This is a genomic window from Bradyrhizobium sp. NDS-1 (assembly GCF_032918005.1).
GTDB lineage: Bacteria > Pseudomonadota > Alphaproteobacteria > Rhizobiales > Xanthobacteraceae > Bradyrhizobium > Bradyrhizobium tunisiense.
In genome coordinates, this window is record NZ_CP136628.1 from 4,068,820 (window position 1) to 4,086,751 (window position 17,932).

Consider the following 17,932-nt stretch of genomic DNA (forward strand, 5'->3'; position numbering starts at 1 on the left):
CCGAGCTCGTCCGCCGGGCGGTGCAACCGGTCTACCGAGTTGCCAACGTTCGGTGCAATTTCCTTGAGAAAGTCGCCAATTAGACCACCTGAAAGCGCAGAGGTGGATGTCAATACGAGGAAACACGTCGCAAGCGTTGCGCGCATGGAAAAGTTTCTCTCTGAAATAAATTCATCAAAGCTAATAAGAAGTGGCTGCATTATTCCGCAACCAGAGGATGAGTGCAAGGCTTCGACAGCAGATTGGGGTGACTGGCCGAAGGCTGCGGTTCAGTAAGTGGTGAGCGCGCTGGGGCTCGAACCCAGGACCCCGTGATTAAAAGTCACGTGCTCTACCGGCTGAGCTACGCGCTCCCATGGCCGCTGATGGCTTCAAAGAGATCGCCATCGTGTTCGGACATTCGAGAAGCATGTCTTGCCGCTACGCTATGGGCGTCGCGAGGAAAAACCGGCTGTTTCCGGATCATGCTCTCGGCCTGCGCTGTGTAGGGGCAGCGGCTGCGCAGGTCAATAGTGCGGGGCGCTGCCGAAAGTCTCGGCAGGAGTGGGGATTTTCTTGCGGGCTCCACGGCTTAGGCCGGAAATCTCAACCCGATTGGCGGGTCGTCGTCCACGTTGAGCTGCGGGAGATTGCAGTAGGAGTTCGGCCTTTCATGGTTCGAGACGCCCGCTTCGGCGGGCTCCTCACCATGAGGGTCTGACAATCTCGCCGCAAAACGGGACCTCATCCTGAGGCCCGCCGCCGGCGGCGTCTCGAAGGATGCGCCGCGGGCGACGGCCCGTCAGTTCGTCTCCCGCCGCACCTCGTTCGGCACCGCCTGCGGCGCGCCCACCGGAGGCAGCGTCACCGGGCGGAGGCCGATCAGCTCGGCGGTGCGGATCGCGCTGTCGCGCCAGAACTGGAACGAATTGATGCGGCTGAGCTCGAGGACGGCGATGGCGACGGCGGCCAGGAACGGCAGGCTTTGCAGCATGAGGACGCCGGCGAAGATGTAGATCTCCGTGATCTGCTTGTAGCTGTTGGTCGCGATCAGGACGCCGGCGCCGATGATGAGGAGGGCGCCGATCACGGCCTCCCAGAACGCCTGGAACTCGATCGACATCCTGGACAGGCCGCCCTTCGAGGTGCGGGCGAAGGCGATGTGCTCGGTGATCAGGCCCTGCGCCACGGCGCGCGACACCGTCCATTGCACGCTCATCGCCGCGATCATGGCGCCCAGCATCTGGCCGGGCTTGATGGCGACGCGGGCGCGGTACATCGACAGGAAGTGCGCCAGCGAGACGATGAAGGCGCCGATGATCGGCAGCGTCAGAATCTTGTCGGGAATGGCGATGTCGGCGAAGGCGACGATCGGCACCCAGATGAGGTTGAGCAGCGCCACGACCACGCCGAGGCTTTCGGCGCCCAGCCAGTTCAGCCAGCCGAGGCCGTATTCGCGCTTCTGGTCGGGCGTCAGGCGGCTCTTGCCGGGCAGGAATTGGCGCCAGTGCTTCTTGACGATCTGGAGGCCGCCATAGGCCCAGCGGTGACGCTGCTTCTTGAAGGCCTCGTAGGTGTCCGGGAGCAGGCCCTGGCCGTAGCGGTGGTTGGTGTAGTGGGTGGTCCAGCCGAGCTCCTGGATCGCAAGCCCGAGGTCTGAATCCTCGCAGATCGTGTCGCTCGACCAGCCGCCGGCCATGTCCATCGCCGCGCGGCGGATCAGGCACATCGTGCCGTGCACGATGATGGCGTTGGCCTCGTTGCGCTGGACCATGCCGATGTCGAAGAAGCCGGCATATTCTCCGTTCATGATGTAGTGCATGATCGACAGGTCGCCGTCGCGATGCTCCTGCGGCGCTTGCACGAGGCCGACGCTCGGGTCGGCGAACGCGGGCACGAGGTCCTTCAGCCAGTCGGGATCGACGACGTAGTCGGCATCGAGGATACCGATGATCTCGGCATCCGCTGCAGTGCGGTCCATCGCGATGCGCAGCGCGCCGGCCTTGAAGCCCTGCACCTTCTCGGCGTTGATGAACTTGAAGCGTTCACCGAGCGCGCGGCAATGGTCCTGGATCGGCTGCCAGAAGGCGGGATCGGGCGTGTTGTTGATGATGACCACGCATTCGTAGTTCGGATAGTTCAGCCGCGACAGCGCATCCAGCGTCTGCTTCAGCATATCGACCGGCTCGAAATAGGCCGGGATATGGATCGAGACCTTGGGGCAGTAAGTCTCGGGCACGTTCTCGACCGGCTTGTCCTTGGCGATCAGGCGCTGCGGCGGCCGGCCGAAGGCGACCGCGGCGATCTCGTCGATGCGCGCCATCGCGATCAGGACCAGCGGAACGAGAAGGATCATGCCGAGCGTCAGCGCGAAGGCCGAGCCGAACAGGAAGTAGTGGCCGTTCCAGTAGGCGAACACGGTCGCGGCCCAGGCGCCGACGCCGTTGGCGGTCGCCGACAGCAGGAAGGCCTGCCTGGCGGTCGGCTTTTCGATCCGCAGAATCGGCAGCGACAGCAGCACGCCGACCAAGAGCGCGATGCCCATCAGCTTCCAGTAATCGGGATTCTCCACCGGGCCGGTCCAGGCGAATTTCGGCTCGCGGCTGGCATTGAGGATGCCCCAATAGGGACCGACGCCACCTTCGAAGAATTTCCAGGGCTGATCGATGGCTTCGACGATGTTGTAGTCCATGCCGAGCGCTTCGGCGCGGGTGACGAAGTTGCGCAAGGTCACCGCCTGCTGGAACGGACCGGGGTCTGCGTTGCGCAAATTATAGCCTGCGCTCGGCCAACCGAACTCGGCGATCACGATGCGCTTGCCCGGGAACTGATTGCGCAGGAGGTTGTAGCGGTCCACGGCCTGGTCGACGGCCTGATCCGAACGGAAGTTTTCCCAATAGGGCAGAACGTGCGCGGCGATGAAGTCGACGTTGGAGGCGAGGTCAGGGAAATCGCGCCAGATGTTCCAGATCTCGCCCGTCGTAACGGGAACGCGGACCGCGCTCTTGACCTTCTTGATCATCCGGATGAGGTCTTCGACCTTCTGCTCGCCGCGGTAGATCACCTCGTTGCCGACCACGACGCCGACGACGTTGCTGTTCTTGCGGGCGAGCTCGATCGCAGCCTTGATCTCGCGCTCGTTGCGATCCTCGTCCTTGTCGATCCACGCGCCGACCGTAACCTTGAGGCCGAACTCGGCCGCGATCGGCGGCACCAGCTCGTTGCCCTCCGTCGCGGAGTAGGAACGGATCGCTCGCGTGAGGGTCGAGAGCTTCTTCATGTCCGCGCGAATCTTGTCGGGGTCGACGTTGAGATCGACGACATGGCCCGGTTCGAACGGCGTATAGGACAGGCTCGGCACCAGGCCCTTGAAATCCGGCGCGGGTTCCCTGTCGCGCAGGACTCCCCATAACCCAGCGTGGAGCGCGGACACGAGCAACAGAACGGCGGCGACAACGCGCATCGCGGCTAAACCAAAAGGGGCTGAGGGGGCAGGGCAGCGGATCCGACCCCGAGATCCGACCAAGTCCACGGCAAAGGAAGCATATCTCCGCCGTGCGGTTCAACTGTCATGGCCTCATGTCCATATTATGAGGGCATGGCCTTTTTCGAACGACGCGCGGCAGTGCCAACCGCGTCTATGGCCGATCGTTCCTGAACGAGAGCTGAAACGATCGCGGCTATTTCGGGGGGGCCGGGGACGGGCTCGCCGCAGGCGAGGGGCTGGCGGCCGGCTGGGGTTGTGCATTGTTGGCGGCCGGCGCGGTCGGTTGGGCGGCGCTCGCCGCCTGCGGCTGGGAGGCCGGATTGATCCAGCAAGCGTGCACGCGGCTGTCCAGGGTCTCGGCGACCTTGGGATCGATCTGCCCGCCGAAGCGGGTCAGGCAGCGGAACGCAGCCTGGATGTGGCCGCCGGGGCAGCCAAAGCGATCGTAGAGGTCGAGATGGCGGAACGCGGTATCGAGGTCATCCCGCCACATCAGCCGAACCACGCGCCGGCCGAGCCAGACGCATTCGGGGTTGCCGGCCGGGCCGTTGATGACCTGGGCTGCTTCTGCGAACTCGTCGGTGCGGCGCTGGTTCTGGGCGGTATCCTTGGCGGCGTCGGCGGGCTGGGCGGCGGCCTTGCCCTGGTCCGGGGCGGGCGTGCCGCTCTGGGCGGAGGCGCCACCGAAACCGGCGAGAACGAGAAGGCAGGAGACGGCCAAGGTGGCGGCGAACTGCCGCAGGACCGCATTTCGTGACTCGAACACCCGTTGCCGCATGAATTCCCCAATGTATCCGCTGGCCGTCCGCGTCAGGATCCCGCGGACGCGCCGGTGATGGCGTCCAAATGGGTCTCCAATGCGGCGGAAAAGTCTTTCGGAGTCCATGACCTGTATTTGGAATTTTGTCCAGCAAAGTCACGATGCTAGGCCCCGGTCGAACGGCCGCAGCCGGTTTCCTTTGGAGCAGGCGCGGATCCACGGAGCGGATCCATGCGTCGGATCCACATTTGGGCCCCCCTTGGCAGACGGCTTGCAAGCAGGTAATCGACGGACCCTTCGCGGAGGACGGAACCGATTTCTCTTCGTACGCCACTGGCGCTGCTGCTCGTTTCACTGGGTGCGATTGCTGCCGTGTGGTGGTGGTTGGCGACGCCGATCACGCTCGCGCGCGCCCCGATCGATCCCGCCGAGAAGGTCCAATGCGTCTCCTACGCGCCGTTCCGCGGCGAGCAGACGCCGCTGGAGCCGTGGACTCATATCGAGGCCGAGCAGATCGAGCAGGATCTGCGCCAGCTCAAGGAGATCACCGACTGCGTCCGCACCTATTCCATGGAGAACGGGCTCGACCAGGTGCCGGCGATCGCGGCAAAGGTCGGCGGAATGAAAGTGCTGCAGGGCATCTGGCTCTCGAGCAATCGCACGAAGAATTACGAGCAGGCCGGCCTTGCGATCCGCCTCACCAAGCAGTTCCCCGAGATCATCACCACGGTCATCGTCGGCAACGAGGTGCTGCTGCGCGGCGAGATGACGACGGCCGACCTCGTCTCCATCATCCGCTTGGTGAAGGGGCAGGTCAGCGTGCCCGTCACCTATGCCGACGTCTGGGAATATTGGCTGAAGAACCGCGAGGTCTATGACGTCGTCGACTTCGTCACGATCCACATCCTGCCCTATTGGGAGGATTTGCCCGTCAAGGCCAAATTCGCTTCCGCCCATGTCGAGGCGATCCGCGAGCGCATGGCGGTGGCCTTCCCCGGCAAGGAGATCCTGATCGGCGAGACCGGCTGGCCGAGCGCGGGACGGATGCGCGACGGCGCGTTGCCCTCGCGCACCAATCAGGCGCGTGTGGTCTCGGAAATCCTCGGCCTTGCGAAGGCGAACAAGTTTCGCGTCAACCTGATCGAGTCCTACGACCAGCCGTGGAAGCGCAAGCTGGAAGGCACCGTCGGCGGCTATTGGGGCCTGTACGATTCGGTCCGCCGGAACCTGAAATATCCGCCGGGCCAGGCGATCAGCAACTTCCCGTACTGGAAATGGTACATGGGCACGGGCATGGGACTTTCCGTGCTGGTGTTCGCGGTCGCCCTCATCACGCTGCGCCGGCGGCCCTGGACGCCGCGCTTCTCGGCCTGGCTCGGCGTCGGTATCTCGGCGACGACGGCAGGGATCCTGCTCGGGATCGGCGTCGACAAGATGTATTACGAGAGCTACGGCATCGGCGGCTGGCTGCTCTGGGGCGCGCTGCTGCTGGCCGGCATCCTGTCGCCGATCTTCTGCGCGCAGGCGATGGTGATCGGCCGCAGCCTTCCGACCTTCCTCGATCTGCTCGGTCCGCGCGAGGGCCGCAAATGGTCGAAGCTCACCGCCGTGCTCGGCCTGACGCTCGCGGTGACGGCGGTGATCGCGGCCGCGACCGCGCTCGGCTTCGTGTTCGACCCGCGCTACAAGGATTTTCCCTACGCCGCGCTGACGATGGCGGTGGTACCGTTTGCGCTATTGATGCTGAACCGGCCGCAGATCGGCCAGCGCCCGATCGCCGAAGCGGTGTTCGCGGGGCTGCTGGCGCTGTCGGCGGTCTTCGTGCTCTTCAACGAAGGCCGCGACAACTGGCAGTCGCTGTGGACCTGCGCGATCTATCTGTTGTTCGCGCTCACGCTGTGGCGGGCGCGGGCCGAGCAAAGCCAAGAATGAACAGGCCGATCGCAAGGCCCGACAGCACGACATTGTAGAGCACGATGCCGAGGCCCGCTGCGATGATGCCGACGGTGAGCAGCACGATCGACGGGCGCATCAGGTTCAGCGTCGCAACCACCAGCGCGACGATGCCGAACACCGAATTCTTGAACAGCACGGTCGAGACCGACCGCGCCTTGCAGGTCAGCGTCTGAAGCCCGGCGTCACAGGCGAGAGCGACCTGCGAGAACTCGACCGCGAGATAGCGCACGTAGAGCGCACAGCCGACGGAAACGAAGCCGACGACGATCAGGAACTGCACCTGGTAGGGCGTGAGACGGAAGGGCTTTTTTGTCATGGGGGCAATATGGTCGGGATGGCGCGGGCAGGCAACAGGGCAGGCGATGTTTCTGTCGATCCGCCGCTTCAGGCTTCCGGAGGAACAGGCGAGCACGAGGGTTGTTCTGGGCGTGTGACGCCTCACGCATGTGCCGCCGAGGAGTGAGCATGGACAAGCCAACGCAAGAGCAGTTGAACCAGCTCATCGGAGCGGACCTTGCGCGTTCCGGCTCTGCTCCGCCAGCCGGCGCTCGTATTTCTCCGCCAATGCGATGAGCCGTTTCCTGATGTGGGGATCCGCCTGCTCGGCCAGCTCGCGGATGAAGGCGAGCTGCTCGCGCAGAAAATTTGCGTCCGTCATCTCCGCTCCGAATCAAATCCGTGGCGGATAGTGCAGTCCTACGCGAACCTCGTTCGTATCATTTGGTACGCTCGGAAGAGATGAAGTCGGTCACCTGCCGTGTGCGGCTGCCAGGCTCATTTCAACCCCAGGCGGCGTTCGAGCCAGCTGAGCCCGAACAGCACGAACAGCGTGACTGCGATGGCGGCGCCGACCAGCAGCCAGGCGCCCAGCGCGCAGGCGATGCCAAGACCAGCAGCGATCCAGACGGTGGCCGCCGTCGTGAGGCCATGAACCGTCTTGGCCCTGACGTCGTGCAGGATGACGCCCGCGCCGATGAACCCGACGCCGCTCAGCACGCCGGTAACAATGCCTTGGACCACCCTCGAGATCGCATCCGGGTGGTCGCGCAGATTCTGAAACTCGATCACAGAAATCGAAATCAGCGCAGAGCCCAGGGCCACCAGCGCCAGGGTACGCATGCCCACCGGCTTGTCGTTCATGTCGCGATCGATGCCGATCACCAGCCCTGTCGCCGCGGCAACGAGGAGTCTCAGCACATCATCCAGTTCGTTCATCAGGGCCCTTGAGTTGGGTGGTGACGCGAACGCCTTCGGGCGCGCCGGAATGAACTCGCACTTCGCGAGAAAAAACAGGCCGGTTCAAGCGGCCGATGGTCGCATGCTCGCCGCTCCACTGGCGGTGAGCGCAACACTATCGCCGGAAGAAAGAGGCCAGCCCTGATCCTGGAGATGCAGAGGCCTCCGGCTTCGCTGGCGCGGGCTGCGGCGCCGCAGGGGCGGGTGCTGGCTCCTCGCGCTTGGACGAGCGCTTCGAGGAAGAACTGCGGCGGCGCTTGTCCGGCTTGGCGCTGGGCGCGGGCGCGGTTTCGGCTTGCGGTGCCGCCTCCTGGCTCTTCTCGGAGGTCTTCTCCTGCACCCGGTCCTGATTCTTCTCGGGCTTCTCCGGTCCGCCGCGCATCGACAGGCGCTGGCCGTCGAACACGGCGGTCTCGCAGTGACGATCGTTCTCGGCGAGGCTCGCGCAGAATTTTGCGGCGGCGGCGGCGTTGACGAGGGGGCCGGCACCCAGGCGGAGCTGCATGCCGAGGCCCGTGGCGCCCTCCTTGATCATGATGATCGGACGCAGCGCTCCAACTTCCGGATTGGATTTCGTCACGCCGCGCCAGAGCGCACGCAGACCGTCGATCGAATTGGCGCCGCCGAGGTCGATCGCAAAGCGCGTCTGCTGGACTGCGATCGCGGGCGCCTCGGTCTCGGCTGCTTCCGGTGGCTTCGTTGCTGCTGCGACGACCTCGGCGGGGGCCGGCGCGGGCTCGGCGGCCTTCTCGGTTGTCTCGGGCTGAATCAATTTCGATGCGGCCGGATCGGGTGGCGCCATGATCGACTTGGACGGCACCAGCGGAATGGTCGGCAGCGCCGATGTCATGGCCGCCGATTGCTGCACGAGCGAGGCGGCCGCCGCGGTCTGCGGTGGCGGGCTCAGGAGCTCCTTCGAAGCTTCCTTCGGAGGATCCTTTTGAGCGTCCTTGGCGGCTTCGGTGCGCGGCTTCTCGGTCGCCGGAGTTGGCGTCGAGGCGACGGGTGCGACGCTGGGAGCTGCGGGTGCCGCCGCAGCATCCTGCGGCTTCGGCGGGGCGGTCGTCTGTTTGGCGATGGCGCCCGTGACGGAATCGAGGCCTTGCTCCAGCACCGTGACGCGTGAATAAAGCCGGTCGCGATCGCTGTTCAACGTCTCTACGGCGGCGGCGAGCCGGCGGGCCTCGTTCTGGCTCTCCCGGGTCAGCATCTGTAGCCGGTCAGCCTGGCGTGCGAGATCGGCGGAGGCGACCTGGTCGCGTCGCCAGCCGAGCCCGGCCTGGTTGGCCATCACCGCGATGGTGACGGCGCCCACGGCCGCCACGCCCCACGAGCCCAGTCGCCACATCAGGCGGCGGTCGAGCGCGCTCTCCTCGGCTATAAGTCCGGAGAACAGCCCGCCGGTCTCCTTGGTGCCGAAGGCATCCGCCAGTGGGTCGGAATCCTTTGCCATGAACGTTAAGTGCCCAACCCCGAAGGTTCCCCGAATCAATCAGGGAACATTAACAGGAAAACCCCGTCACACTTGAATTCCGGGCGTTTGCGGGGGTAGCAAGGCGAGAGCTTTTCGGGATGACCCGCCGCCGTCGCGCCAATTGATTCGGCCGTATCTGACAGGATTTCGATGACCGCCCGTTCCAGCCTCACGATCGTGCTCGCCGCCGGCGAAGGCACGCGCATGCGATCGAGCCTGCCCAAAGTCCTGCATCCGGTCGCAAGCCAGACCTTGCTTGCCCACGTGCTCGCTGCGGCACCCAAGGGAACCGGCACCTCGCTCGCGGTCGTGATCGGTCCCGATCACCAGGCGGTCGCGGACGAAGCGAAGCGCAGCAGGCCCGACGCGCTCACCTTCGTGCAGGCCGAGCGGCTCGGCACCGCGCATGCGGTGCTGGCGGCGCGCGAGGCGATCGAACGGGGCGTCGATGATCTCCTGATTGCCTTCGGCGACACGCCGCTGATCTCGGCCGAGACTTTGGCGCGGCTGCGCGCGCCGCTCGCCAGGGGCGCTGCGATCGCCGCGCTCGGCTTCCGTGCCGCCGACCCCACCGGCTATGGCCGCTTCATCGTCGAGGGCGAACGTCTGGTCGCGATCCGCGAGCAGGCCGATGCGAGCGCTGACGAGCGCAAAATCGATCTGTGCAATGCCGGCGTGATGGCGATCGACGGGCGCCGGGCGCTTCAAATCCTCGGCCAAATCGGCAATGCCAATTCCAAGGGCGAATATTATCTGACGGACGCGGTCGAAATCGTCCGCAAGCAGGGATGGGAGGCCGTGGTGATCGAGACCGGCGAGGACGAGGTGCGCGGCATCAACACCAAGGCACAGCTCGCCGAGGCAGAAGCCGTGATGCAGGCACGCTTGCGCAAAGCGGCGATGGAGGCCGGGGTCACGCTGATCGCTCCCGAGACGGTTTACCTCGCCGCCGACACCATGTTCGGCAAGGACGTGACCATCGAGCCGTTCGTGGTGATCGGCCCCGGCGTGTCGATCGCCGACGGCACCGTGATCCATTCCTTCTCCCACATCGTGCAGACGACGCTGGGCAAGAACGTTTCGATCGGCCCCTATGCGCGCTTAAGGCCCGGCACCTCGCTCGGCGACGGCGCGCGGATCGGCAATTTCGTGGAGACCAAGGCGGCGACGCTGGAGGCGGGCGTCAAGGTCAATCATCTCTCCTACATCGGCGATGCCACCGTCGGTGCCAACTCCAACATCGGCGCCGGCACCATCACCTGCAACTACGACGGCTTCAAGAAGCACAAGACGGTGATCGGGCAGGGTGCCTTCGTCGGCACCAACTCCTCGCTGGTTGCGCCGGTGAAAATCGGCAACGGCGCCTATATCGGCTCGGGCTCGGTGATTACGCGCGACGTGCCCGACGATGCGATGGCGCTCGAGCGCAACCAGCAGACCATCCGGGAAGGCGGCGCGGCGCGCTACCGCGAGCTGAAGACGGGCGTCAAGAAGCCGGAGAAGTGAGCGCCGCTTTAGGCTGTAGTTTGAGCATGATCTTTTTCGGAAAACCGCTGCACACTTTTCCCGATCATGCCCTAGTCGTCCTCGTCGAGTTTCGAAAACATCGCCCGCTGCAGACGCCATCCGCGCGGCCCGGCGCGTTTTGCCGGTTCGGCGGCGGCGGCCTGGCTGACGAGGGCAGGCTTGGATTCCTTGCCCCGCTCCTTGGCACGCAGGGGCGGCGGCCAGTGCGAAAGGTGCGTGCCCGTCGTCTCGCTGGCGCGCAGGTGGATCGGTGGCAGCCCTTTGCGGTCGGACGAGTCCTTCATGACCTCACTCCTAAACGGCAAGCGTTGGTCAGACTTGTTGACAACAGGTTAATGCGCGCGGTTTAAGGCCGGCCAATTCGACGCAGGTGAAGCAGGGTGACGGGTCCATGCTGTCTCAATCAGCAATAATTATTGAGTATCTGCTTCCTTGCGAACTTCGCTAAAAACCGAGTGCGTCGTTTAGGCGATTTTTCGACGATTTGGGGGATAGTGATCCGCATGTGCGGAATTGTCGGCATTCTCGGGCGCGAGCCGGTTGCAGAGCAATTGGTCGATTCGCTCAAACGTCTCGAATATCGCGGCTATGATTCCGCGGGGGTCGCCACACTCGAAGGCAAGCACCTGGAGCGCCGCCGCGCCGAGGGCAAGCTGAAGAATTTGGAGAAGCGGCTCGAAGCTGAGCCTCTGAAGGGCACCACCGGCATCGGCCACACCCGGTGGGCCACCCACGGCAAGCCGACCGTCAACAACGCCCATCCGCATGCGACCGAACGCGTCGCCGTGGTCCACAACGGCATCATCGAGAATTTCCGCGAGCTGCGCGGGGAGCTCGAGAAGAAGGGCGCGGTGTTCCACACCGAGACCGACACCGAGATCGTGCTGCATCTCGTCGACGATCTGCTCTCGCGCGGCAACAAGCCGGTCGAGGCCGTCAAGCTGGCGCTGGGGCGCCTGCGCGGCGCCTTCGCGCTCGGCTTCATCTTCGCCGGCAACAACGATCTCATGATCGGCGCCCGCAATGGCCCGCCGCTGGCGATCGGCTATGGCGAGGGCGAGATGTATCTCGGCTCGGACGCCATCGCGCTCGGCCCGTTCACCGACACGATCAGCTATCTCGAGGACGGCGACTGGGTCGTGCTGAGGCGCAAGAGCGCAACGATCTTCGACAAGGACGGCCACGCTGTCCAGCGCGACAAGATCAGGCACGCCGCCTCGACCTCGCTGGTCGACAAGGCCAACTACCGCCACTTCATGGCCAAGGAGATCCACGAGCAGCCGGAAGTGGTCGGCCACACGCTGGCGCGGTACGTCGACATGGCGACCGAGCGCGTCTCGCTGCCGGTCAAGCTGCCCTTCGACTTCAAGAATATCCAGCGCATCAACATCACCGCCTGCGGCACCGCGAGCTATGCCGGCTTCGTCGCAAAATACTGGTTCGAGCGCTTTGCGCGTCTTCCGGTCGAGGTCGATGTCGCCTCCGAGTTCCGTTACCGCGAGGCGCCCTTGCGCAAGGGCGATCTCGCCATCTTCATCTCGCAGTCCGGCGAGACCGCCGACACGTTGGCGGCACTGCGCTATGCCAAGGCCGAGGGCGTGCACACGGTCGCCGTCGTCAACGTGCCGACCTCGACGATCGCGCGTGAGAGCGAGACCGTGCTGCAAACGCTGGCCGGCCCCGAGATCGGCGTCGCCTCGACCAAGGCCTTCACGTGTCAGCTCATGGTGCTGGCGAATCTTGCAATTGCGGCCGGCAAGGCTCGCGGCGAATTGTCCGACGAGGACGAGACCAAGCTGGTTCACGGCCTGGTCGAGATCCCGCGCCTGATGGCGGATGCGCTCACCACCGAGAACCAGATCGAAAAGCTCGCGCACCGGATCGCCAAGTCCCGCGACGTGCTCTACCTCGGCCGCGGCACCAGCTTTCCGCTCGCGCTCGAAGGCGCGCTCAAGCTGAAGGAGATCTCCTATATCCACGCCGAGGGCTATGCCGCCGGCGAGCTCAAGCACGGGCCGATCGCGCTGATCGACGAGACCATGCCGGTGGTCGTCATCGCCCCTTACGACCGGGTGTTCGAGAAGACGGTCTCCAACATGCAGGAGGTCGCCGCCCGCGGCGGCAACATCATCCTGATGACGGACGCGAAGGGCGCGGAGGAGGCGACGGTGGAGTCCCTCGTCACCATCGTCATGCCCGACATGGCGGCCGCCTTCACGCCGATGGTCTATGCCATCCCCGTGCAGCTGCTCGCCTATCACACGGCTGTCGTGATGGGCACCGACGTCGACCAGCCGCGCAACCTCGCGAAATCGGTGACTGTGGAATAGGCAGAAGGGATATCAACCGGTCGCGGTCTTCCAAAACCTGCTAGAAGACCCTAGCTTGTGTGCTGCGACCGACTTGGAACCCGAATGACCCCCCGCGACGACGCGCCTGCGCCTCTAGATCCCCTTCCGGAACCGCATACCGGCCTGATGGGCCGCTTCCGCAATTATTTCCTGACCGGTCTCATCGTCACAGGACCGATCGCCATCACGCTGTATCTGGTCTGGTGGTTCGTCACCTGGGTCGATGGCGTGGTGCGGCCGTTCGTGCCGCTGGCCTACCGGCCGGAAACCTATCTGCCGTACGTCATTCCCGGCTGGGGACTGGTTGTCGCATTCTTCACGCTGACGCTGGTCGGCTTCCTCGCGGCCAACCTGATCGGCCGGACGCTGGTCGATGTCGGCGAAACGTTCCTCGGCCGGATCCCGGCCGTGCGCGCCATCTACCGCGGCCTGAAGCAGGTGTTCGAGACGCTGTTCTCGGGCAAGGGCTCGAGCTTCCGGAAAGTGGGCCTGGTCGAGTTTCCCTCGCCGGGCATGTGGTCGATCGTGCTGATCTCGCAATCGCCGAATGAAGAGGTCGCGCGCAGCCTGCCGGGGCAGGAGGAGCACGTCTCGGTGTTCCTGCCGTGCTCGCCGAACCCGACCACCGGGTTCTTCTTCTACGTGCCCAAGAGCAAGATCGTCGAAGTCGATATGAGCACGGAGGATGCCGCGACCCTGATCATGTCGGCCGGCGTGGTGCAGCCGGGTTCGGCGCCCGATTCGAAGAAGGCGGCGGCGCTTGCCGGCGTGGCGAATGCCGCGCGTATCGCCAATGCGTCGGCACGTCAGCCCGAGCCTGCGAAGGTGGAGTAGGGCCATTCCCTTGCGGGATGGCGCCGGTCACGCGCGCGCGGGCATCCTCTGCTAGTCTCCTGTCGAGCCGAGCGCCTCGCCCGGCGTTCGACCTGGAGTGCATGATGTCCAAAACCATTGCGATCCTCGCGCCAGGCGCCATGGGCAGCGCCGTCGCCCGCCGCCTCAGCGAGCATGGCGCGCGCGTGCTGACGTCCCTGGCGGGGCGGAGCGAGGCGACGCGCAAGCGCGCAGCAGACGCCGGCATGATCGGCGCCGATGACGACGCGATCGCAGGTGCCGACATCATTCTTTCGATCGTGCCGCCGGGCGAAGCCGTCGCACTGGCTGAACGGCTGGCGTCGCTGATCGTCAGACGCGAGAAGAAGCCGGTCGTGGTCGATTGCAACGCGGTCAACGTCGACACCGTATTGCGGATCGAGGAGATCATCGGCTCGGCGCAGGCCCCATTCATCGACGGCGGCATCATCGGATTTCCGCCGCAGCCCGGCGGCAAGAGCCCGGCCTTCTACATGTCCGGCGAATACGCCAAGGATGTCGTCGTGCTGAAGGATCTCGGCCTCGACGTGCGGATCGTCGAAGGCCCGGTCGGCGCGGCGTCCGCGCTGAAAATGTCCTACGCCGGGATCGTCAAGGGCCTCGCCGGCATCGGATCGGCCATGGTGATCGCGGCAACGAAAGCGGGCGCGGCCGACGCGCTGCGCGACGAACTGGCGCTGAGCCAACCCGCGATCCTGGCCCGGCTCGAAGTCGCGCTGCCGGACATGATTCCGAAAGCCTATCGCTGGGTCGCGGAGATGCGGGAGATCTCCGGTTTCCTCGGGCCCGACCATCCGGCCAGCCAGATCTACGAGGGCTTCGCGCGCTGGTTCGAGCATCTGGCGGAAGATGCGAAGGGCAACGCGGTGGATGCGGAGCTGATGAAGGCGTTCGCGGCGGGGATCGCGCGGAAGAAGGCCTGATCGCTTTGGGCTCACTCGCCGTTCGCTGAAGCAATCCAGACTGTCGCCGCGGAAGGATTCTGGATTGCTTCACTGCGCTCGCAATGACGGGGAGGAGACGCCGCGGAGCCCATCTGTTATTGTCTCTGCGGCAGCTGTTCGTGTGCAATGGGAGTTCGAATGAGAGTGCTCGTCATCGGCGCAGGGGCGCTTGGCGGCTATTACGGAGCTTGTCTCGCCCGTGCAGGCCGCGACGTGACCTTTTTCGTGCGCGAGACGCGGGCCGAGCAATTGCGGCAGAACGAATTGCAGGTCGTGAGCCCGCACGGCGATTTTGCCGTGCATCCGACGATCCTGCTGGCAAGCGATCTCAAGGAGCCATTCGATCTCGTGCTCGTCGGCGTCAAGGCCTACTCGCTCGATGACGCGATGAGCCAGTTTGCGCCCGCCGTCGGCACGAGCACGATGATCCTTCCGATCCTGAACGGGCTGAAGCATGTCGACGCTCTCACCACAAGGTTCGGCGCCGCTCGTGTCCTCGGCGGTCTCGCGAATGTCAGTGCCGGGCTGGATGCCGATGGCCGGGTCGTTCAGTTCATGGCCAACCAGACCATCATCTTCGGCGAGATCGAGGGCGCATTAAGTGAACGCGCGCTCGCGCTGGAGACGCTGCTCGGTGTTCCCGGTATCGACGTGCGCGCCAGCGAAGCGATCATGCAGGACATGTGGGAGAAGTTCGTGCAGCTCTCGACGCTCGCCGGCATCACCTGCCTGATGCGTGCAAGCATCGGAGACATCCTGGCCGTGCCCAACGGCGAGCAGTCCATCTTCCGCCTGTTCGCCGAATGCTGCGCCGTTGCGACGGCCTCGGGATACGAGCCGCGCGCGCCGTTCATCGAGTTCGACCGCAAGCTCTTCACGACGCTGGATTCGCCGCTGAAGGCCTCGATGCTGCGCGACATCGAGCGCGGTTCGGTCACCGAGTCCGAGCACATCCTTGGCGATATGGCCAATCGCGCCCGCGCGCTCGGCATCGAGACGCCGCTGCTGGATCTGGCCCGCGCGCATGTGGCGGCCTATGAAGTGGGGCGCCGAAGAGCCGCGAGCTAACCTGCTCCGATCAGCGGGATCGCCTCGTCGCGCTCGTAGAGATACAGCAGGCACCGCAGCGCCTCGCCGCGTTCGCCCTTCAGCTTCGGATCGTCCTTCAGGATCCGCAGCGCCTCGTCACGAGCCTGGGTAATGAGCTGGCCGTGAACTTCCGAGCGCGCGATGCGGTAGCCGGGCAGGCCGCTCTGGCGCACGCCGAGCACGTCGCCTTCGCCGCGCAGCTTCAAGTCCTCCTCGGCGATGCGAAAACCGTCGGTGGTCTCGCGGATCACCTTCAGCCGGGCCTTCGACATCTCGCCGAGCGGCTCCGAATAGAGCAGGATGCAGGTCGAGGCCTCCGAGCCGCGTCCGATGCGGCCACGGAGCTGGTGCAACTGGGCAAGTCCGAACCGCTCGGCGTTCTCGATCACCATGATCGTCGCGGCGGGCACGTCGACGCCGACCTCGACCACGGTGGTCGCGACCAGAAGGCCGATCTCGTGGGCGGCGAACTGGCCCATCACGCGGTCCTTCTCGATGCCCTTCATCTGGCCGTGGACGAGGCCGACACGCTCGCCGAAACGCTTTTGCAGGCTCTCGAAACGCTTGGTCGCGTTGGTGAGATGCTCGGTGCCTTCAGCCTCGGATTCCTCGACCAGAGGGCAGATCCAGTAGACCAGCTTGCCGGTTTCGAGGGCGCGCCCGACACCGTCCATCACCTCGCCGAGCCGGCTCATGGCGACGGCGCGGGTGTCGATGGGTTGCCGGCCGGCAGGCTTCTCGCGCAGCTCGCAGATGTCCATGTCGCCGAAATAGGTCAGCACCAGCGTGCGCGGGATCGGGGTCGCGCTCAGCACCAGCACGTCGACGGCTTCGCCCTTGGACGTCAGCGCAAGCCGTTCGCGCACGCCAAAGCGATGCTGCTCGTCGACGACGGCGAGCGCAAGATCATGGAAGATCACATCGTCCTGGATCAGCGCATGGGTACCGACGAGCAGGTCGATCTCGCCTGCGGCGAGCCGGGCGACGATCTCGCGCCGCTCCTTGCCTTTTTCGCGGCCAGTGAGGATGGCGACGCGCATGCCGGCGCGCTCGGCGAGCGGGGCGATGGTCTTGATGTGCTGGCGCGCCAGGATCTCGGTCGGGGCCATCAGCGCGGCCTGCTTGCCGACTTCGGCGACGGCGGCGGCAGCGAGCAGCGCCACGACCGTTTTGCCCGAGCCAACGTCGCCCTGGAGGAGCCGCAGCATGCGCACAGGCTGTTGCAGGTCTTCAGCGATGGCGGCGGCGGCGCTGCGCTGCGAAGGCGTCAGTGCGTAGGGCAGGGCGTCGATGATCTTGCTGCGGAGGTGACCGTCGCCGGCATTGCGGACGCCGGCGGGACGGCGGAGTTGCGCGCGGATCAGGGCGAGCGCGAGCTGGCCGGCCAGAAGCTCGTCGAAGGCGAGGCGCGACCAGAACGGCTGGTCGGGCAGGATGTCCGTGAGCTCGACCGGCTGGTGCACGCGATTGAACGCTTCTGCGATCGGCGGAAAATGACACCTACGCATCACTTCCGGGCTGATCCATTCCGGCAGGGCCGGCAGCTTCTGCAAGGCCTGCGCGATCGCGCGGCGGAGCGAGCCGAGCGCGAGGCCCTCGGTCAAGGGATAGACCGGATCGATGCCGGAGAGTTTCGAGATCGCTTCCTCGTCGAGCACGCGGTCGGGATGCACGATCTGCGGAATACCGTCGTACATCTGAAGCGTGCCGGAGACGTAGCGCTTCTCGCCGACCGGCAGCAGCTTCTCGACATAGCCGGGCTTGGCGCGGAAGAAGGTCAGCACGACGTCGCCGGTGTCGTCGCTGGCGTAGACCAGATACGGCGCGCGTGCGTTGCGCGGCGGGGGTGGGCGGTGGCGGTCGACCGTCACCTCCAGCGTCACCATGGTTCCCTGCACGGCGTCGCTGATTTTTGGCCGCGCGCGGCGGTCTATCACCTGGGTCGGCAAATGCAGCAGCAGATCGACCAGCCGCGGCGTCTCGCTCCGGCTGAGCAAATATTGCAGCAGCTTGTCCTGCTTCGGACCGACGCCGGGCAGGCTGGTCACGGCAGCAAACAGCGGATTGAGCAGGCTGGGGCGCATCAGGCGAATCTAGGATCGTTTCGGCCCGTCATGCCCGGCTTTATGCCGGGCATCCACGTCTTTTTTCAGCCTTCGTCCGGGCATCCGGTCATGCCAAATCGAGGGCTGACAGGGCCATCCCGAGTGGCTATATCAACCCCGCCCGGCACGTCCGGGCTTTCTGCGTTTGACT

14 protein-coding genes and 1 tRNA gene are annotated in these 17,932 nt (G+C 65.2%); 6 read left to right on the forward strand and 9 right to left on the reverse strand.

Translation table 11 applies throughout. The annotated features are described in order from the left end of the window. Positions 1–277 precede the first annotated feature (277 nt). From RX330_RS19220 to RX330_RS19230, 3 genes are all read right to left on the reverse strand, one after another. Positions 278–353, reverse strand: a tRNA-Lys gene (locus RX330_RS19220). 428 nt (positions 354–781) lie between these two features. After that, positions 782–3,442, reverse strand: coding sequence for a glycosyltransferase (locus RX330_RS19225; protein ID WP_317239426.1), 2,661 nt, complete (start codon positions 3,440–3,442; stop codon positions 782–784). A 217-nt stretch (positions 3,443–3,659) separates the two neighbouring features. Continuing rightward, entirely contained in the window at positions 3,660–4,244 is a 585-nt protein-coding gene (locus tag RX330_RS19230; protein WP_317239427.1) for a beta-1-3, beta-1-6-glucan biosynthesis protein, read from the reverse strand. Positions 4,245–4,598: 354 nt separating this feature from the next. Between RX330_RS19230 and RX330_RS19235 the strand changes: the two genes are divergently transcribed. Continuing rightward, positions 4,599–6,158, forward strand: coding sequence for a beta-(1-6) glucans synthase (locus RX330_RS19235; RefSeq protein WP_317239428.1), 1,560 nt, complete (start codon positions 4,599–4,601; stop codon positions 6,156–6,158). On the opposite strand, the gene RX330_RS19240 is transcribed toward RX330_RS19235, so the two are convergent. From RX330_RS19240 to RX330_RS19255, 4 genes are all read right to left on the reverse strand, one after another. Continuing rightward, positions 6,118–6,498 carry a hypothetical protein gene (locus RX330_RS19240; RefSeq protein ID WP_212084900.1) on the reverse strand — a complete coding sequence of 127 codons (381 nt, stop codon included), beginning with the start codon at positions 6,496–6,498 and terminating at the stop codon, positions 6,118–6,120. The two genes, RX330_RS19235 and RX330_RS19240, sit on opposite strands and share 41 nt — an antisense overlap. Positions 6,499–6,681: 183 nt before the next feature. Next, positions 6,682–6,840, reverse strand: coding sequence for a hypothetical protein (locus RX330_RS19245; RefSeq protein WP_317239429.1), 159 nt, complete (start codon positions 6,838–6,840; stop codon positions 6,682–6,684). Positions 6,841–6,956: 116 nt separating this feature from the next. Then, entirely contained in the window at positions 6,957–7,397 is a 441-nt protein-coding gene (locus tag RX330_RS19250) for an MgtC/SapB family protein (protein ID WP_212084903.1), read from the reverse strand. Positions 7,398–7,533: 136 nt separating this feature from the next. Beyond that, positions 7,534–8,871: a hypothetical protein gene (locus RX330_RS19255; RefSeq protein WP_317239430.1), complete on the reverse strand. Its 1,338-nt coding sequence runs from the start codon at positions 8,869–8,871 to the stop codon at positions 7,534–7,536. A 171-nt stretch (positions 8,872–9,042) separates the two neighbouring features. Between RX330_RS19255 and glmU the strand changes: the two genes are divergently transcribed. Further along, the gene (gene glmU, locus RX330_RS19260) at positions 9,043–10,398 is read left to right on the forward strand and encodes a bifunctional UDP-N-acetylglucosamine diphosphorylase/glucosamine-1-phosphate N-acetyltransferase GlmU (protein ID WP_317239431.1); all 1,356 of its coding nucleotides are present in this window, start codon (positions 9,043–9,045) and stop codon (positions 10,396–10,398) included. 71 nt (positions 10,399–10,469) lie between these two features. On the opposite strand, the gene RX330_RS19265 is transcribed toward glmU, so the two are convergent. Continuing rightward, positions 10,470–10,703: a hypothetical protein gene (locus RX330_RS19265; protein WP_212084909.1), complete on the reverse strand. Its 234-nt coding sequence runs from the start codon at positions 10,701–10,703 to the stop codon at positions 10,470–10,472. 219 nt (positions 10,704–10,922) lie between these two features. On the opposite strand from RX330_RS19265, the gene glmS reads away from it, so the two are divergent. The 4 genes from glmS (at position 10,923) to panE (ending at position 15,655) form a co-directional block, all read left to right on the forward strand. Then, a complete protein-coding gene (gene glmS, locus RX330_RS19270; protein ID WP_317239432.1) occupies positions 10,923–12,749 on the forward strand; it encodes a glutamine--fructose-6-phosphate transaminase (isomerizing) in 1,827 nt (608 codons plus the stop codon). Between the two features lie 84 nt (positions 12,750–12,833). Next, the gene (locus tag RX330_RS19275) at positions 12,834–13,604 is read left to right on the forward strand and encodes a DUF502 domain-containing protein (RefSeq protein WP_317239433.1); all 771 of its coding nucleotides are present in this window, start codon (positions 12,834–12,836) and stop codon (positions 13,602–13,604) included. 104 nt (positions 13,605–13,708) lie between these two features. Further along, a complete protein-coding gene (locus tag RX330_RS19280) occupies positions 13,709–14,566 on the forward strand; it encodes an NAD(P)-dependent oxidoreductase (RefSeq protein ID WP_317239434.1) in 858 nt (285 codons plus the stop codon). A 159-nt stretch (positions 14,567–14,725) separates the two neighbouring features. After that, positions 14,726–15,655 carry a 2-dehydropantoate 2-reductase gene (gene panE, locus RX330_RS19285; RefSeq protein ID WP_317239435.1) on the forward strand — a complete coding sequence of 310 codons (930 nt, stop codon included), beginning with the start codon at positions 14,726–14,728 and terminating at the stop codon, positions 15,653–15,655. Here the strand turns inward: panE and recG are convergent. After that, complete coding sequence (gene recG / locus RX330_RS19290; RefSeq protein ID WP_317239436.1) at positions 15,652–17,760, reverse strand: ATP-dependent DNA helicase RecG; 2,109 nt, start codon at positions 17,758–17,760, stop codon at positions 15,652–15,654. The two genes, panE and recG, sit on opposite strands and share 4 nt — an antisense overlap. Positions 17,761–17,932: the final 172 nt, after the last annotated feature.

Excerpts from the sequence above, each read along its gene's own strand:
- RX330_RS19225 (WP_317239426.1), bottom strand. The coding sequence starts at position 3,442 with ATGCGCGTTGTCGCCGCCGTTCTGTTGCTCGTGTCCGCGCTCCACGCT.
- RX330_RS19230 (WP_317239427.1), bottom strand. The coding sequence starts at position 4,244 with ATGCGGCAACGGGTGTTCGAGTCACGAAATGCGGTCCTGCGGCAGTTC.
- RX330_RS19240 (WP_212084900.1), bottom strand. The coding sequence starts at position 6,498 with ATGACAAAAAAGCCCTTCCGTCTCACGCCCTACCAGGTGCAGTTCCTG.
- RX330_RS19245 (WP_317239429.1), bottom strand. The coding sequence starts at position 6,840 with ATGACGGACGCAAATTTTCTGCGCGAGCAGCTCGCCTTCATCCGCGAG.
- RX330_RS19250 (WP_212084903.1), bottom strand. The coding sequence starts at position 7,397 with ATGAACGAACTGGATGATGTGCTGAGACTCCTCGTTGCCGCGGCGACA.
- RX330_RS19255 (WP_317239430.1), bottom strand. The coding sequence starts at position 8,871 with ATGGCAAAGGATTCCGACCCACTGGCGGATGCCTTCGGCACCAAGGAG.
- glmU (WP_317239431.1), top strand. The coding sequence starts at position 9,043 with ATGACCGCCCGTTCCAGCCTCACGATCGTGCTCGCCGCCGGCGAAGGC.
- RX330_RS19265 (WP_212084909.1), bottom strand. The coding sequence starts at position 10,703 with ATGAAGGACTCGTCCGACCGCAAAGGGCTGCCACCGATCCACCTGCGC.
- glmS (WP_317239432.1), top strand. The coding sequence starts at position 10,923 with ATGTGCGGAATTGTCGGCATTCTCGGGCGCGAGCCGGTTGCAGAGCAA.
- RX330_RS19275 (WP_317239433.1), top strand. The coding sequence starts at position 12,834 with ATGACCCCCCGCGACGACGCGCCTGCGCCTCTAGATCCCCTTCCGGAA.
- RX330_RS19280 (WP_317239434.1), top strand. The coding sequence starts at position 13,709 with ATGTCCAAAACCATTGCGATCCTCGCGCCAGGCGCCATGGGCAGCGCC.
- panE (WP_317239435.1), top strand. The coding sequence starts at position 14,726 with ATGAGAGTGCTCGTCATCGGCGCAGGGGCGCTTGGCGGCTATTACGGA.
- recG (WP_317239436.1), bottom strand. The coding sequence starts at position 17,760 with ATGCGCCCCAGCCTGCTCAATCCGCTGTTTGCTGCCGTGACCAGCCTG.